Origin of the sequence: Sinomonas notoginsengisoli (assembly GCF_021554725.1) — a bacterium.
GTDB classification, from domain to species: domain Bacteria; phylum Actinomycetota; class Actinomycetes; order Actinomycetales; family Micrococcaceae; genus Sinomonas; species Sinomonas notoginsengisoli.
Genome location: NZ_JAIZDP010000018.1, coordinates 1 through 15,351, shown reverse-complemented (window position 1 = coordinate 15,351; position 15,351 = coordinate 1). Strand labels below are relative to the sequence as shown.

Genomic DNA, 15,351 nt, shown 5'->3' with positions numbered 1-15,351 from the left:
TAGGCCGGGGTTTCACGCGCACCGGATCGGGCAACGCCTCCACAGGCTGGCAATCTTCAAGGTGCGATATCAGCGAGGTGACTGCGGTGAAGGCTCTGGGCGTGACGCCGGGCGTGAAGGACTCCCTGGAACTGCTGGACATGGAGGAGCCGCCCCAGTCTGAGGGTAGCGTCTTGGTGGAGACCCTGGCCGTGGGCCTGTGCGGGACCGACAAGGAGATCGTGTCCGGAGAGTACGGCGAGGCGCCGCCCGGCAGCGACCACCTTGTCCTCGGGCACGAGAACCTAGGCCGCGTGCGCTCCGCCCCTGCTGGCTCGGGATTCTCCGAAGGAGACCTTGTGGTGGGCATTGTGCGCCGCCCGGACCCCGTGCCGTGCGAGGCTTGCGCAGCGGGCCAGTGGGACATGTGCCGCAACGGCAAGTACACCGAGCACGGCATCAAGGGCCGGCATGGATTCGCCCGGGAACGCTACCGCGCAGACCCGGACGCCCTGGTCACGCTGGACCCCGCGCTGGCCGAGGTGGGCGTCCTGCTCGAGCCGACCACCATCGTCGCGAAGGCGTGGCAGCATGCCGAGGCGATCGGCAAACGGGCGTTCTTCGACCCGAAGGTCGCTGCGGTCACGGGTGCGGGGCCTGTGGGGCTTCTCGCCGCGCTCCTGGGCAGGCAGCGCGGGCTTGAGGTCCACGTCTACGACATGGTCAAGGACGGGCCTAAGCCGGATCTCGTGCGCAGCCTCGGGGCGACCTACCACTCGGACTCCCTCACGGACTCGGGCGTGCTCGCGGATGTCCTGATCGAGTGCACCGGTGTCCCCTCGGTGGTGATGGAGACCATCACCACCCACGGGCTCGACACCGTCACGTGCCTCACGGGAGTGTCCTCAACCGGCAAGAAGATGCCCGTGGACGTGGGTGCGGCGAACCGGGAGGCGGTCCTGGGCAACGACGTGGTCTTCGGCTCGGTCAATGCCAACCGCACCCACTACGAGGAGGCCGCGACGGCCCTCAAGGACGCCGACCGATCCTGGCTCGGCCGCCTCATCACGCGGCGCGTGCCGCTCGACGACTTCGCCGAAGCCTTCCAGCGGCACGACAACGACGTGAAGGTGGTCCTGGACCTCGAGGCGGCCTCCCGGTGAGCCGTATCGAGGACTATGCCATCATCGGGGACCTGCACACAGCGGCCCTTGTGGGCAAGGACGGGTCTATCGACTGGCTCTGCCTGCCCAACTTCGACTCACCGGCCTGTTTCGCGGCCCTTCTCGCCGATCCCGACGCCGGCCGGTGGCGCATAGCCCCCGACGGCGCTGAGTGCTGCACACACCGGCAGTACCGGCCCGACACGCTGGTCCTCGAGACCGAGTGGAAGACGGACGAGGGGACCGTCCGGATCATCGACTTCATGCCTCCCCGGGACGGCGTGGCGGACGTGGTGCGGATCGTCGAGGGCATGAGCGGCTCGGCGAAGATGCGGATGGACCTGGCGATGCGGTTCGACTACGGGCACATCGTGCCGTGGGTGCGGCGCAGCCGCTCGGGGGTGCACGCCGTCGCCGGACCGGATTCGGCCTACCTGTCCACCACCGTGCCCGTCCACGGGGACCATCTCCGCACCGTGGCTGAGTTCACGGTCGAGGAGGGGGACAGAATCCCGTTCGTGCTCACGTGGGCGCCCAGTCACCTCAAGCGGCCCCGCGAGGTGGACCCCGAGAAGGTCCTCAGGGGGACGCAGGAGTACTGGAAGGAGTGGTCCGGCAGGAGCAGGGCCATGGGTCCCTTCCGGGACGAGATCCAGCGTTCACTCATCACGCTCAAGGCCCTCACGTACATGCCGACCGGCGGTATCGTCGCGGCAGCCACAACCTCGCTTCCCGAACAGATCGGCGGCCCCCGGAACTGGGACTACCGGTACTGCTGGCTGCGCGACGCCACGTGGACGCTGCAGTCCCTCATCGCCGGCGGCTACACCGAGGAGGCCGCGGCGTGGCGAAGCTGGCTGCTCCGGGCGGTCGCCGGCGATCCCGCCGACCTGCAGATCATGTACTCGCTCCACGGCGCCCGCCGCCTCACTGAGACGGAGCTCGACTGGCTTCCCGGCTACGAGAACTCGGCCCCCGTCCGCATGGGCAACGCAGCAGCAGGCCAGTTTCAGCTTGACGTCTGGGGCGAAGTCCTTGACGGCCTGGCCCTGACCCGCAACGCCCTCGTGGGCGATGGCGACGAGGCGTGGGACGTGCAGACGGCGATCATGGAGCAGCTCGAGAAGATCTGGCAGGAGCCGGACAACGGGCTGTGGGAGATGCGCGGCCCGCGCCGCCACTTCACCCACTCCAAGGTCATGGCCTGGGCAGCCGCCGATCGTATGGTCAAGGGTGTCAGGAACGCGGGCCTCCCGGGCCCGGCGGACCGCTGGGAGGACGTCCGCGACCGGATCCACGCCGATGTGATGAAGCACGGCTTCGACACTGAACGCAACACCTTCGTTCAGTCCTACGGGAGCAAGGAGCTTGATGCGAGCCTCCTGCTCATCCCCCGCGTCGGTTTCCTGCCCCACAACCACCCCCGGGTCCTCGGGACCATCGACGCGATCCAGCGCGAGCTGACCCACGATGGATTCGTGCTGCGCTATCGTCCTGAGGCGAGCGATGACGGCCTTCCGGGCAAGGAGGGCATCTTCGTGGCCTGCTCCTTCTGGATGGTGGAGGCGCTCATCGGAGCCGGCCGCCAGCGCGAGGCGGAGAAGCTCTTCCGCCGCCTCCTCGACCTCCGCAACGATCTTGGCCTCTTCAGCGAGGAATGGGATCCGGACGCCAAGCGGCAGCTAGGAAACACCCCCCAGGCGTTCAGCCACTTCGCGCTGATCACCACCGCGATGCAGCTCCACCATGGCGATGCCCACGGCAGCGACGCGCCCGTGGAGGGGGACGGCTCGGGCAAGAAGCGCTGAGAAGTGATCAAGGGAGTGGGCCCCGGACATGACCCCTCATCGTTGGGACATGACCCCTCAACGGGGGAGAGGGGGAGCACGACGGCGGGTGCGCGGCCCGCAAGGGGAGCGCACCCGCCGTCGTGGGTCAGGCGGTCAGGACGAGGCTGCCTACTTCGAGCCGCGGACCTTGTTCCCCAGCTCGTGGATCGGCGTCCTGAAGGTCTCGCGGGCCCAAACGGCGCCGATGAGCGCCAGGATCGTTGAGCCTGCCACGATCCATGCGGCCGGGCCCCAGTTGGAGGGAGTACCGCCCACGAGCGCGGTGCCCAGCAGCGGCGTGAAGCCTGCGCACAGGATGCCGATCTGCAGCCCGATCGCCATGCCGGAGTAGCGGACGCGGACGTTGAACAGCTCCGCGAACCAGGCCGGGTAGATCGCGTTGGACATCGCGTACGTGCCGGCGGTGATGAGCGTCGAGACGATGAACACGAGCGGGATGTTCGCGGTGGAAATCGCCGAGAAGTAGATGAAGATCAGGGCGCCGGAACCAATGATGCCCGCGATGAAGATCGGCTTGCGGCCAAACCTGTCTGCGAAGTAGGCGCTGAGCGGCTGCGTGGCGATCGCGATGACGTTGCCGAGGACGCTCACCCAGAGCATGGTCGAGGCCGGGATGCCCACGGAGACGGCATACGCGAGGCCGAAGGACTGCATGAACGTGTTCGTGACCGTCTCGAAGGACATGAGGGCCACTTGGAAGAACTGCGCCGGGTGGGTCTTGAACATTTCGAGGAACGGCAGCTTCACGAGGTCGTGGTGCTGGGCCTTCTCCTCGAAGACGATCGGCTCCTCGAGCGTGCGCCGCACGAGGTACGCGACGATGAGGACCACGATCGAGGACCAGAACGGGATGCGCCAGCCCCAGGCGAGGCGGTCGGCCTCGGACATCGCGGCGACGGGGAGGAACACGAGCGAGGCGAGCACGATGCCGGTGGAGATGCCGCTCATCGAGAACGACGGGAAGAACGCGCGGCGTCCGACGGGGGACTCCTCCATGGTCAGGGCGGAGGCCCCGGCGGTCTCGGCGCCGGCGGAGAGGCCCTGGAGCAGGCGGAGCACCACGAGCAGGACCGGCGCGAGGTAGCCGACCGCGCGGAAGTCCGGCAGTGCGCCGATGAGGAACGTCGCGGCTCCCATGAGCACGAGGGTCAGGACCAGCGTGTTCTTGCGGCCGATCCGGTCGCCGAGGTGGCCGAACACGACGGCCCCGAACGGCCGGGCAATGTAGGCGACGCCGAAGGTCGCGAAGGAGGAGATCTGCGCAACCACCGGATCCCCCGCGGGGAAGAAGATCTTCGAGAACACGAGCGATGCGGCTGTCGCGTACACGAAGAAGTCGTAGTACTCGAGGGCGCCGCCCAGGAACGCTGCGAGGGCGGCCTTCTTGGCCCGCCGGAGGCGATTGGCCTGTTCCTGGGGCGTGGTGATGTCGGGATCGACGATGCCGGAGGAGCGGTCAGGGATGCTGCTCATGGGTTCGCCTTTCGTTGGAGAACGGGAGGAACGGGAAAGGAAAGGAACGGAAAGGAACGGAAAGGAACGGAAAGGAACGGAAAGGAACGGGAGGTCTGCAGGGGGCGCTAGTCGGTCAAGGGAGCGCCGGGGCCGGGCCAGTGCTTTCGCGGACCACGAGGCCCCCGGACAGGTGGACGGTGCTGGCGGGGCGGTCGGGGTCGCCGATCCGCTCGGTCAGCATGCGGAGGGCGACGGCGCCTCCCCGCTCGTACGGAGTGTTCACCGTGGTGAGTGTGGGCCTCGAGGCTGAGGCGAGCCAGATGTCGTCGAACCCGACGACGCTGACGTCCTTCCCGGGGCGTAGGCCCCGGTCAGCGAAGCGGTTCATGCACCCGAAGGCCATGAGGTCGTTGTGGGCAATCACTGCCGTGACCGGTTCGGCGAGGACGAGGTCCGCGCCGCGGACGCCGGCGGTGTACGTGGGGTCGGCGTGGGTGAGGACGCGCAGGGTCACGCCGAGGTGATCGGCAGCCTCCTCGGCGGCTGCGAGGCGCACCCGGGAGGTGTAGTTCTCCTCCCAGCTGGCGAGGTAGGCGATGGAACGGTGGCCGAGCGCGGCGAGGTGCTCGACCGCTTGGCGGGCCCCCTCCGGAGCGGAGAGGACTACCGAGGGCAGGCCTTCGACCACGTGGTTGATGAGCACCACCGGCGAGACCGCGTCCAGCGCGTGGATGCGGGCGGCATCCAGCCGGGGCGCGAAGATGATCGCCCCGTCCACGCGACCGATGATCCGCTCGAGCTCCTCGGCGTCCGCCTCAGGGTCGTCGTCGCCGTCGACCATGATGAGCGAGAGCGCCTGCCGCCGGCACGAGGACTGGACCGCGCGCACGAGCGGGGGGTAGTAGGGGTTCGAGATGTCCGGGATGTACAGGGCAATGGTCCCGGTCGACTCGGCCTTGGCCGGAGTGGCGTTGTAGCCCAGCTGTGCGGCCGCGGCCAGGACCCGCTCCCGAGTCTGGGTGTTCACCGACTCGGGACGCGTGAACGAGCGGGAGACCGTGGACTTGGAGACGCCGGCGGCGCTGGCAATGTCAGTGATCGTGGCCATCGGGACCTCCTTGTTCCGGTTCGCTCGGTGTGGTCGCCATCACAGCAACCACTCCAGAGTGACATCGTTTCTGCAACACGTCAAGACGTTGCAGAAAACTTCTGATCCGATGCAGTCAGGAGGGAGAGACCGAAGCTGGGCTATGCTCCCGCGGCCGAGAGTCGGCGGGCGCCGCCGCTCCGCGCACGCGACGAGGGCGGGGCGCCGCAGGATGCCGCTGCGGTGCGCGGTAGCCCATCGCCTCGCTCGCTTCGCGGGCGGCGCGTGCGACGGCCGGACCCAGCCGCTCGACGTCGTCCGGTCCCACCCGCTGGACCGGGAAGCCGACGCCCAGCACGGCCGCGAGGTCTCCGGCGTGGTTGTAGACCGGGGCGCTGATGGACCCGACGTCGCTGTTGCGCTCGCCGAAGGCTGCGAAGAACCCCTGGGAGCGTGCCAGTTCCACCTGCTCGTCCAGCTGCTCCCAGCTGTCCGGCGTGTGCGCGGTGAACCTCGTCAGCTCGGCGTCCTGGATCGCCACCCGCGCGTCGGGGTCGAAGGCGAGGAAGATCTTGCCCGGTGCGCCCGCGTGGATGGGCATCACCTGGCCCACGTAGAACGGGCGCATGACGACGTGCCGGGTCTCGGCGACCGAGACGACCGTACGGTACGCGCCATCGCGCACGTAGAGGCACGCCGTCTCCCCGGTCTCGTCGCGGAGTGCGTGGAGGATGGGCCGCACGGTGCCGACAATGTCGAGGCCGATCGTGCCGGGCGTGGCCCAGCGCACGAGTTGGATGCCGATGCGGTACCTGTCGCCCTCCTTGTCGAGGAAGCCCTCCCGCACCATGTTCTGCACGAGGCGCTGGCACGTGCTCGCGGGCAGGCCGGTGCCGTGGATGATCTGCTGCAGCGTGGGCTCGGGCACCTCAACCGAGAAGCAGTCGAGGATCGCCGAGACCTTTGCCAGCACCAGGAGGGGTGCGCCTGTGCTGCTCGATTCCTTCGCCTTCACCGGTGACGCCCTCCTCGTCGGCACCCAGGGCCCGCCTCCGTGGCCCGTCTCACATGTTCTTGAAGAAAACCGTTGACACCTGGATTCTGTGACCCGGATTATGGGTACGCACATCACCATACGGGTTTCACAGCTCGATGACGAGTAGTAAGAGCTCGACGACGAGCCGGGAGATCGCCCCGAAGACAGGGCCCACTGGACCCCGCATCATGCCACTGGAGGACTGATGAGTGTTCGAGAAGTAACCCGGGAGCAGGCCGTCAAGCGCGCGACATACGCCAGCGTCGTCGGCACGACCATCGAGTGGTACGACTTCTTCCTTTACGGGACGGCGGCAGCATTGGTCTTCCCGCAGCTGTTCTTCCCAGGACAGGACAGCTTCGCCGGAGTCATCGCGGCCTTCGGCACCCAGTTCGTCGGTTTCGTCGCACGCCCCGTCGGCGCGGCGATCTTCGGGCACTACGGTGACCGGATCGGGCGCAAGACGACGCTCATGGTCACCCTGTTCCTCATGGCCTTCGGCACCGTGCTGATCGGCGTGCTGCCGACCTACCAGGTGATCGGCGTCTGGGCTCCGATCCTGCTGACGGTGCTGCGCGTCGTCCAGGGCATCGGCGTCGGCGGCGAGTGGGGCGGCTCCGTGCTCATCGCCATGGAATGGGGCCAGCAGCACCGCCGCGGGCTCTCCGCGAGCTGGCCCCAGATGGGTGTGCCTATGGGCCTCATCCTCTCGACGGGGCTCGTCCGGCTCTTCTCGGGGACCACGGGTGCCGACTTCGTCACCTACGGGTGGCGCATCCCGTTCCTGCTGAGCATCCTGCTCGTCGGCGTCGGCCTGTTCGTGCGCATGCGTGTGGTCGAGAGCCCCGAGTTCGAGGCCGTCCGCAAGGCCGAAAAGGTGGTCACCGTCCCGCTGATGGAGGCCTTCCGTCGCCAGCCCAAGGAGATTCTCCTCTCGGCCCTGGTCCGGACCTCGGAGCAGGCGCCGTTCTACCTCTTCATCACGTTCGTCATCACCTACGTGACCAAGCAGCTGAAGACCAGCAGCGATGCGATCCTCGTCGACACCCTCATAGCCGCCGGGCTGGGGCTCATCAGCATTCCCGTCTTCGGCATACTGTCCGACCGCTTCGGCCGGAAACTCGTCTACGGCATCGGAATCGTGGGCACTGCCCTCTACGCCTTCCCGTACTTCGGCCTGCTCAACACGCGCGACTCCTTCCTGATCGCCCTCGCTGTGGTGGTGAGCCTCATCTTCCACGACGTACAGTACGGGCCGCAGGCGGCGCTCATCGCTGAGAGCTTCGACGCGGACATCCGGTACACGGGCGCGGGCATGGGCTACCAGCTCGCGAGCGTGATCGCCGGCGGCCCAGCGCCGCTCATCGCGGCCGCGCTGCTGCAGGCGACGGGAGAGTCGACGGCGATCTCCATCTACATCATCATCTGCTGCGCCGTCGCGATGGGCGCCCTCCTGCTCCTTCCAAAGAGGAGCACGGCCGCGCCCATGGGCGTGGCGTCCCACGGCAGGGTAAAGGGCGCATGACCCTGCACGGCTCTGGGGTCCGTCCTGACGCTGCGCAGGGGGCGGGGGGCGCGTCCGCGGCGGGCCCCCTGCGAGACCTGGTGGTGCTCGACCTGAGCCGTATCCTGTCCGGGCCTTTCGCGACCATGACCCTCGCCGACCTCGGCGCCGACGTCATCAAGGTCGAGCAGCCCGGCCACGGCGACGACACCCGGCAGTGGGGGCCGCCCTTCCAGGGCGAGGAGGCGGCCTACTACCTTTCTGTCAACCGCAACAAGCGCAGCCTCGCCGTGGACCTCAAGTCCGAGGAGGGGCTGGCCGCCGTGCGGCGGCTCGCACGCAGGGCCGACATCGTGGTGGAGAACTTCCGCCCGGGGACGGCCCAGCGGCTGGGCCTCGGCTACGAGGAGCTCTCTGCCGAGAACCCAGGCCTTATCTACGCCTCGATCAGTGGCTACGGCCAGACCGGGCCAGAGGCCTCACGCGCCGGATACGACGCGATCGCTCAGGCCCGCAGCGGGATCATGAGCGTCACCGGGGAGACTGACGGGCCGCCGGTGCGGATGGGAATGAGCGGGTCCGACCTCATCGCCGGGACGTGGGCGGTGATCGGGATCCTCGCGGCACTGCACGAGCGCGAGCGCACCGGCAGCGGCCAGTGGGTGGACATCAGCCTGCTCGACGGCTCGGTTTCGTGGCTCACCTATGTTGCCAGCGGCTACTTTGCCAGTGGCGATGTCCCTGCGCGGTACGGCTCGGCCCACCCGACCATCGCCCCCTACCAGGCGTTCCCCACCCAGGATGGCTGGATCATGATCGCCGTGGGAAATGACGGCCTCTGGCGCCGGTTCACGGGCGCGCTGGGCCGCCCCGAGCTGGTCGACGACCCGCGTTTCAGGACAAACCCCGTGCGGGTGGCCCACCGCGACGAGCTGATCCCGCTGATCGAGGACATCCTGAGGGAGCGGACGACGGCGGACTGGCTCGCCACGCTCGACGCCGCCGGCGTGCCCGTCGGGCCGATCCAGGACGTCGCGGAGGCGGTTCGGGACCCGCAGGTCCTCGCCCGTGGGATGGTGGCCGAGGTCGAGCACCCCACCGCTGGCCGGCTCAAGACCCTCGGCTGTCCGATCCGGCTCACCAGGACCCCGGCGGCCGTGCGGACGCCGCCGCCGCTGCTCGGCGAGCACACCGACGCGGTGCTCGCCGCCGTCGGCTACAGCCCGGCCGATCTCGAGCGCCTTCGCGCCCAAGGGGCGCTCGGGTGACGGGGGTCGCGGTGCAGCCCGCGGACGTGACGGTCGACGACGACGGCTCGGTCGCCGTCGTCAGGTTCGGCGCCGGGCAGCGGCTCAACGCCCTGCGGACGGAGCACTGGGAGGCGCTCGAGCGGGCGGCAGTTGCCCTCGCGTCACGGAGGGGGCTGCGCGCCGTCGTGCTGCGCGGCCGGGGCGGCGTGTTCTGCGCCGGGTCTGACCTGCGCGAATGGGAGCACGCGCCCATGGCCGAGGTGGACCGCAGCTTCTGGCAGCTCGAGCAGGCGCTGCGTGCCATCGAGGATCTGCCTGTCCCGACCGTCGCTGTTGTCGAGGGGGTTGCTGCCGGGGGCGGGTGCCAGCTCGCGCTCGCATGCGACCTGCAGGTCACCGCGGCCACGGCCCAGGTGGGAATGCCCATCTCGCGCCTCGGCATCCTGCCCTCGGCGTCCTTCGCCACCCGGATGGCGCTGCGCATCGGGCCGTCCCAGACCAAGGATCTCCTCTACGGCGGCCGCATGCTCAGCGGGGAGGAGGCGCACCGGATGGGCCTCGTGAGCACGCTGGTGCCTGAGGGCGGGGTCGAGGCGGAGGTCGAGCGGCTGCTCGCCCAGTGGGGCAGCCTCGCGCCGGCGTCCCTGCGGGCCGCGAAGGCGGCCGTCGAGCGCGGGCTGCAGCCGCTCACGGGCCCTGCACGCCGTGAGCCGCCCGGCCCTGCGGTGGATGCGCAGGAATTCCCGCCCCGCATCGCAGCTTTCTTCGACCGGCCGAGGTTGTGACTCGCAGCGGTACGTGGCACGAATGTGGCCGTCTCACATGACCCAGGCGCACGGGCATCCGCTGACCTACCTGCTCGACACCTTGGTGGACGCTGGCCTCGTAGAGCGCATCGCCGCCGCTGAAGCCGACCTCATGGCCGGGCCTGGCCCACCCTCCTGACGTTGACATTGTTGCTGCAACGAGTCATGATTTTTCTGCAACGAATTGTTCGCTGGGTCACACCGGTGCGACAGGAGCCAGCAGCGCGAGGAGACCCATGAGCCTGCCCAGCGAGTCCTACCTGATCGGCCTGATCGGGGACGGTGTCCTCCCGTCCCTGACCCCACCGATGCACGAGCGCGAGGGCGCCGCGCATGGCCTCCTCTACCTCTACCGGCCCATCGACATCGCCGCCCTCGGCCTCGCGCCCGAGTCCGTGGGCGACCTCGTCCGCGCCGCGCGGAACCTCGGCTACAACGGCCTGAACATCACGCATCCGTGCAAGCAGCTCGTGATCGAGCACCTCGACGAGGTGGACGCCGACGCCGCCCGCCTTGGCGCGGTCAACACCGTGGTCATTGGCGCCGACAGCCGCACGGTCGGCCACAACACGGACTGGTCCGGTTTCCTCTCCGCCTTCCGCTCGGGCCTGCCCGAGGCAGCCCTCGGCCGGGTGGTTCAGCTCGGAGCGGGCGGCGCCGGCTCCGCCGTGGCGTACGCCCTGCTCACCGCCGGCGTGGAGCATCTGGCGATCGTGGACGTCGACCCCTCCCGCGCCCAGAGCCGCGCTTCCGAGCTGTCGGAGCTCTTCCCGGGGGCGTCCGTCGAGGCGCGCACGACGGCGCAGCTCGCCTCGCTGCTGAAGGAGGCGGACGGCGTCGTGCACTGCACCCCGATAGGGATGGCCGCGCATCCGGGGACGCCGTTCGACACCGCGCTGCTCGAGGCGCGCCACTGGGTCGCGGACATCGTGTACCGGCCGATCGAGACGCAGCTGGTCCTCGACGCGCGTGCCGCCGGATGCCGCGTGCTCGATGGCGGGCGCATGGCCGTGGGGCAGGCCGTGGACGCGTTCCGCATCTTCACGGGCCTCGAGCCGGACGCGGACCGGATGCGCGCGCACTTCCTCGAGCTCGTCGAAGGCGAAGCCAGAGACGACGCTAGGGACGAAGCCAGGAGCGAGACCGCCGCAGCTCGCACCGGCGTCGGGGCGGGGGCTGCCTGATGCGCACGGGGATTGCCACCGTCTGCCTCTCCGGGACGCTCGAGGAGAAGCTGCATGCGGCCGCCAAGGCCGGCTTCGGCGGCGTCGAGATCTTCGAGACCGACCTCGTGACCTCGTCCCTGAGTCCCGAAGACGTGCGGCTCCTCGCCGTGGACCTCGGACTGGGCCTCGACCTCTACCAGCCGTTCCGCGACCTCGACTCCGTCGCGGACGAGCTGTACCGCGCCAACCTGCGCCGCGCCGAGACGAAGTTCCGGCTCATGGGCCGGCTCGGCATCGACACGATCCTCGTGTGCTCGAATGTGTCCACCGCGACCATCGATGACGACGCCCTCCGCGCCGAGCAGCTGCACGGCCTCGCGGAGCTCGCCGCGCAGTACGGTGTGCGGGTCGCGTACGAGGCGCTCGCGTGGGGCACGTACGTCAACGACTACGAGCACGCCTGGAAGATCGTGGCCGACGCCGATCACCCGAGCCTCGGCACGTGCCTGGACACGTTCCACATCCTTTCGCGGGGCGCGGACCCCTCGGGCATCGAGTCGATCCCCGGGGAGAAGATCTTCTTCGTCCAAGTGGCCGACGCACCCAAGCTCTCCATGGATGTGCTGTCCTGGAGCCGCCACTACCGCGTCTTCCCGGGGGAGGGGCAGTTCGACCTGCCCGCGTTCCTCGGGCATGTAGCACGGGCGGGCTACAACGGCCCCGTGTCCCTTGAGGTCTTCAACGACACGTTCCGCCAGTCCGACGTGGAGAGGACCGCCGTGGACGCGATGCGCTCGCTCATCTGGCTCGAGGAGCGCACCGCGCAGCTCACGGGCGCGGCCCGGGACGCGCGTTTCACGATGCCCCTGCGAACACTCCCGCAGGTGGCGCCCCCCGCGGGGCTGAACTTCGCCGAGGTCAAGGCAGAGGATCCTCGCGCACTCGAGCGGCTCCTGACCCAGCTCGGCTTCGAGGCCCGGGGCGAGCATCGCACCAAGCCCGTGGCGCTGTGGACGCTCGGCGACGCGCGCATCGTGCTCAACCGCCAAGGCGCCGCAGGGGTGGCCCCCGGCATCTCGGCCCTCGGCTTCGACGTCGAGAACGCCGTCGCCGCCGTGGCGCGCGCCGTGCAGCTCAAGGCCGTCCCCGTGCCGCGGCCCTCGCAGGCCAACGAGGAGATCCTCCAGGCCGTCAAGGCGCCGGATGGCACGGAGGTCTTCCTGTGCGAGGACACGGCGTGGGTCGGGGAGTTCGGCGAGGCGTCCGGTGAGGGGGCGTACGACGGCGACCACTCGGCGTCGTCCGTCTCCTCGCCTGCCGCTGGGGGAGGCGCTCGGATCGACCACATCAACCTGGGCCAGCCGTGGCAGCACTTCGACGAGGCGGTGCTGTTCTACTCGTCGGTGCTCGCGCTGACGCCGGCGGCCTCCCAGGATGTCTCGAGCCCCGCCGGGCTGGTGCGCTCGCAGGTGATGCAGACTGAGGAGACCGCGACGGGGCGGGCGGTGCGGCTCGCGCTGAACCTCGCGCCGTGGATCCAGTCCGATTCGGTCCGCGGGACGCTGCAGGACACGTTCCTCGAGCACATCGCAGTGGAGGTGCCGGACCTCATCGCGTACGCGGCGGAGTGCCGGCGGCGCGGGCTGCCGTTCCTGAGGATCCCCGAGAACTACTACGAGGACCTCGACGCCCGGTTCGCGCTCGAGCCGTCCTTAATGGCCCGGCTCCGCGAGCTGGACCTGCTCTACGACCGCGACGAGCGGGGCGAGTTCCTCCACTTCTACACCGCGGCCGTGGGCAGCGTGTTCTTCGAGGCCGTGCAGCGGATCGACGGCTACGACGGCTTCGGGGCGCCGAATGCTCCCGTGCGGCATGCCGCGCAGTTCGCGGTGCGGCACGCTGGCTGACTTGCCTGCGTGGGGCGCTCAGAGCTTCGGCGTGAGGCGGGGCGTGGAGTTCAGTGCTGGGGGAGTGCTCCGGGTGGAGCCGGGGTTGGGAGCGGGGGATGGCCAAGGCGTTTGGAGAGGCGCTCGCGGGCGGTGCGCTCGACCAGGACCGGCACGTAGTCCCGGACGGGGCCGGTCATCTTGGCGTGAGCGGTGTGCACGGCCTCGGCCACGGTTTCCTGGCCAAGGTCGGGAAACTGTTCTGCCAGCCGGGCACGCACGCCGGCCAGAGCCTGGGCTTCACTCTGATGCATCCTCCTATGATCCACTCCGGGGCGTGCTCTCGTCACGGACTGGCGCCGCACTGGTCGGTCAGCCCCGTCGGGTCAGCCTTGCGGCGCCAAGAGGAGCCCTTCGGCCGGTGCGCTTGCGGGAGAACCGGTCTAGGCTTTAAACCATGGCTGGCCAGGACGCGCTCGAGGTCGGGCGCAAGTACGACGTGGACCGAGACGCCCCTGTCCCACAGTTCACCGAACTCCGGGACGTCGCACAGCTCGGCCCGTCGGCCACCCACCATCTGGAGGCCGTGTACTTCGACACCGAGGACCTGACGCTGGCGGCGCACGGGATCACCCTGCGGCGCCGCACTGGGGGAGTGGACGCGGGGTGGCATCTCAAGCTCCCCGCGGGCGCGGGCGCACGCACCGAGATCACCGAGCCCGTGGGCTCGGACACGGACGCCGTGCCGCGGCGGATCCGGCAGCTGGTCGCGGTGCACGTCCGCGACCGGGCCCTGCACCCAGTCGCCGAGCTGACGACCCGGCGCACCACCGTCCCCCTGCTCGGCGCGGACCGCGTGGTCCTGGCAGAGTTCAGCGATGACCACGTGGAGTCGGAGGCCCCGCTGGACGCCGGACTGCTGCAGAGCTGGCGCGAATGGGAGATCGAGCTGGTCGATGGTGCCCCGGAGCTGCTGGAGGCGGTCGACGCGCTGCTCGCCGATGCCGGAGTCACACCGGCCCATGCTCCGTCGAAGCTCGCCCGCGCGCTCGGGCCCGCTTACCCGTGGGGGAGAGAACCGAAACCCACGCCAAAGCGCAAGGGACCGGCCGGGACGGTCCTGCTGGCCTACGCCAAGAAGCAGACCGATGCCCTCAAGAGGGTCGATCCTAGAGTGCGGCTGGACGAGCTGGACGCGGTGCACCAGCTGCGGGTGGCCGCGCGGCGGATGCGCTCGGTCCTGACGACCTATAGGAAGTTCATCGACACCTCCACGGCGGACCACCTGCGCCAGGAGCTGAAGTGGATGGCGGGTACGGTGGGGCAGGCGCGCGACGTCGAGGTCACGCGCGAGCGGCTGAAGGACATGACCGCGGCCGAGCCGTCTGACCTGCTGATGGGCCCAGTGGCACAGCGTATCGAGGAGGAATCCGGCGCACGCTACCGCCAGGCGCATGCCTCGGGGCTCGAAGCCATGGACAGCGTGAGGTATTTCCGCCTATTGGATGCCATCGACGCCTTCCTGGCCGACCCGCCACTGACCGAGGCCGGCGGGAAGAACGCCGTGAAGGCCGTGGCCCGCCGGGTTGCCAAGGACACCGGCCGACTCCGCAGGGCTGTCGACGCCGCGGAGGCTGCAGAGGACGCGGCCGAGGTGGAGCAGGCGGCGGTCGATGCGGCCCTCCACGAGGTGCGCAAGAGCGCCAAACGCCTGCGGTATGCCGCGGAAGCGGCAGCTTCCGTCCACGGCAAACGCGCCAAGCGCCTGGCCAGGGCCGCCGAGCAGATCCAGGAGACGCTCGGGGAACTCCAGGACAGCGTCCTGAGCCGAGGCCTCCTGCGGGAGCTGGCGGTCCAGGCCTATGCGGAAGGGGGCAACGCGTTCAGCTTCGGGCGCCTGCACGCGCTGGAGCAGACGCGCGCAGACGAGGCCCGCGCTCAGTTCTCCAGCGATTGGACCGCCTTCCACCCCAAGTCACTGCGGCGTTCCTAACCAACCCTACGAGGACCCCGCCCGCGGTGTACGCTGCCGTGGGGAATGGAGTTGCAGCACATACTGCAGTTCACCTGCCTGCCGTGTCCCCACCGGGCGTCGCCGTCCGGCCGCCCTGACTGTCGCCGCCGCCCGGCCCAGCCGGCTCGTCGAATCTCGGCTAACCATCCAGGGAG

General features: G+C 69.5%; 13 protein-coding genes. 9 read left to right on the top strand and 4 right to left on the bottom strand.

Going from position 1 to position 15,351, the window contains the following annotated elements:
• Positions 1 to 77: 77 nt before the first annotated feature.
• On the top strand, positions 78 to 1,142 hold the full coding sequence (locus LF262_RS16450) for a glucose 1-dehydrogenase (protein WP_235781490.1): 1,065 nt from the start codon (positions 78 to 80) through the stop codon (positions 1,140 to 1,142).
• On the top strand, positions 1,139 to 2,950 hold the full coding sequence (locus tag LF262_RS16445; RefSeq protein ID WP_235781489.1) for a glycoside hydrolase family 15 protein: 1,812 nt from the start codon (positions 1,139 to 1,141) through the stop codon (positions 2,948 to 2,950). Before LF262_RS16450 ends, LF262_RS16445 begins: the two co-directional genes overlap by 4 nt.
• 150 nt (positions 2,951 to 3,100) lie before the next feature.
• Here the strand turns inward: LF262_RS16445 and LF262_RS16440 are convergent, their stop codons facing one another.
• The 3 genes from LF262_RS16440 to LF262_RS16430 form a co-directional block, all read right to left on the bottom strand.
• Positions 3,101 to 4,465, bottom strand: a complete 1,365-nt coding sequence (locus tag LF262_RS16440; protein ID WP_235781488.1) for an MFS transporter — start codon at positions 4,463 to 4,465, stop codon at positions 3,101 to 3,103.
• A 115-nt stretch (positions 4,466 to 4,580) separates the two neighbouring features.
• Entirely contained in the window at positions 4,581 to 5,555 is a 975-nt protein-coding gene (locus tag LF262_RS16435; RefSeq protein ID WP_235781487.1) for a LacI family DNA-binding transcriptional regulator, read from the bottom strand.
• 115 nt (positions 5,556 to 5,670) lie between these two features.
• Positions 5,671 to 6,549, bottom strand: coding sequence for an IclR family transcriptional regulator (locus LF262_RS16430; RefSeq protein WP_235781486.1), 879 nt, complete (start codon positions 6,547 to 6,549; stop codon positions 5,671 to 5,673).
• A 226-nt stretch (positions 6,550 to 6,775) separates the two neighbouring features.
• On the opposite strand from LF262_RS16430, the gene LF262_RS16425 reads away from it, so the two are divergent.
• The 6 genes from LF262_RS16425 to LF262_RS16405 all read left to right on the top strand — a co-directional run bounded on the left by LF262_RS16425 (position 6,776) and on the right by LF262_RS16405 (position 13,203).
• Positions 6,776 to 8,095, top strand: a complete 1,320-nt coding sequence (locus tag LF262_RS16425; protein WP_235781485.1) for an MFS transporter — start codon at positions 6,776 to 6,778, stop codon at positions 8,093 to 8,095.
• Entirely contained in the window at positions 8,092 to 9,342 is a 1,251-nt protein-coding gene (locus tag LF262_RS16420; protein ID WP_235781484.1) for a CaiB/BaiF CoA transferase family protein, read from the top strand. The genes LF262_RS16425 and LF262_RS16420 overlap by 4 nt, the downstream gene beginning before the upstream one ends.
• On the top strand, positions 9,339 to 10,109 hold the full coding sequence (locus LF262_RS16415; protein WP_235781483.1) for an enoyl-CoA hydratase/isomerase family protein: 771 nt from the start codon (positions 9,339 to 9,341) through the stop codon (positions 10,107 to 10,109). Before LF262_RS16420 ends, LF262_RS16415 begins: the two co-directional genes overlap by 4 nt.
• A 37-nt stretch (positions 10,110 to 10,146) precedes the next feature.
• Positions 10,147 to 10,269, top strand: a complete 123-nt coding sequence (locus LF262_RS17050) for a hypothetical protein (RefSeq protein WP_268933996.1) — start codon at positions 10,147 to 10,149, stop codon at positions 10,267 to 10,269.
• Between the two features lie 97 nt (positions 10,270 to 10,366).
• Positions 10,367 to 11,314: a shikimate dehydrogenase gene (locus tag LF262_RS16410; RefSeq protein WP_235781482.1), complete on the top strand. Its 948-nt coding sequence runs from the start codon at positions 10,367 to 10,369 to the stop codon at positions 11,312 to 11,314.
• On the top strand, positions 11,314 to 13,203 hold the full coding sequence (locus tag LF262_RS16405; protein ID WP_235781481.1) for a bifunctional sugar phosphate isomerase/epimerase/4-hydroxyphenylpyruvate dioxygenase family protein: 1,890 nt from the start codon (positions 11,314 to 11,316) through the stop codon (positions 13,201 to 13,203). The genes LF262_RS16410 and LF262_RS16405 overlap by 1 nt, the downstream gene beginning before the upstream one ends.
• 50 nt (positions 13,204 to 13,253) lie before the next feature.
• Here the strand turns inward: LF262_RS16405 and LF262_RS16400 are convergent, their stop codons facing one another.
• Positions 13,254 to 13,496, bottom strand: a complete 243-nt coding sequence (locus tag LF262_RS16400) for a three-helix bundle dimerization domain-containing protein (protein ID WP_235781480.1) — start codon at positions 13,494 to 13,496, stop codon at positions 13,254 to 13,256.
• A gap of 143 nt (positions 13,497 to 13,639) precedes the next feature.
• Here LF262_RS16400 and LF262_RS16395 point away from each other — a divergent pair, with 143 nt between their 5' ends.
• Entirely contained in the window at positions 13,640 to 15,175 is a 1,536-nt protein-coding gene (locus LF262_RS16395) for a CYTH and CHAD domain-containing protein (protein WP_235781479.1), read from the top strand.
• The last annotated feature ends 176 nt before the right edge of the window (positions 15,176 to 15,351 follow it).

Bases quoted from the DNA above. Each gene is read 5' to 3' on its own strand.
- LF262_RS16440 (WP_235781488.1), bottom strand. From the start codon at position 4,465: ATGAGCAGCATCCCTGACCGCTCCTCCGGCATCGTCGATCCCGACATC.
- LF262_RS16435 (WP_235781487.1), bottom strand. From the start codon at position 5,555: ATGGCCACGATCACTGACATTGCCAGCGCCGCCGGCGTCTCCAAGTCC.
- LF262_RS16425 (WP_235781485.1), top strand. From the start codon at position 6,776: ATGAGTGTTCGAGAAGTAACCCGGGAGCAGGCCGTCAAGCGCGCGACA.
- LF262_RS16420 (WP_235781484.1), top strand. From the start codon at position 8,092: ATGACCCTGCACGGCTCTGGGGTCCGTCCTGACGCTGCGCAGGGGGCG.
- LF262_RS17050 (WP_268933996.1), top strand. From the start codon at position 10,147: ATGACCCAGGCGCACGGGCATCCGCTGACCTACCTGCTCGACACCTTG.
- LF262_RS16410 (WP_235781482.1), top strand. From the start codon at position 10,367: ATGAGCCTGCCCAGCGAGTCCTACCTGATCGGCCTGATCGGGGACGGT.
- LF262_RS16405 (WP_235781481.1), top strand. From the start codon at position 11,314: ATGCGCACGGGGATTGCCACCGTCTGCCTCTCCGGGACGCTCGAGGAG.
- LF262_RS16400 (WP_235781480.1), bottom strand. From the start codon at position 13,496: ATGCATCAGAGTGAAGCCCAGGCTCTGGCCGGCGTGCGTGCCCGGCTG.
- LF262_RS16395 (WP_235781479.1), top strand. From the start codon at position 13,640: ATGGCTGGCCAGGACGCGCTCGAGGTCGGGCGCAAGTACGACGTGGAC.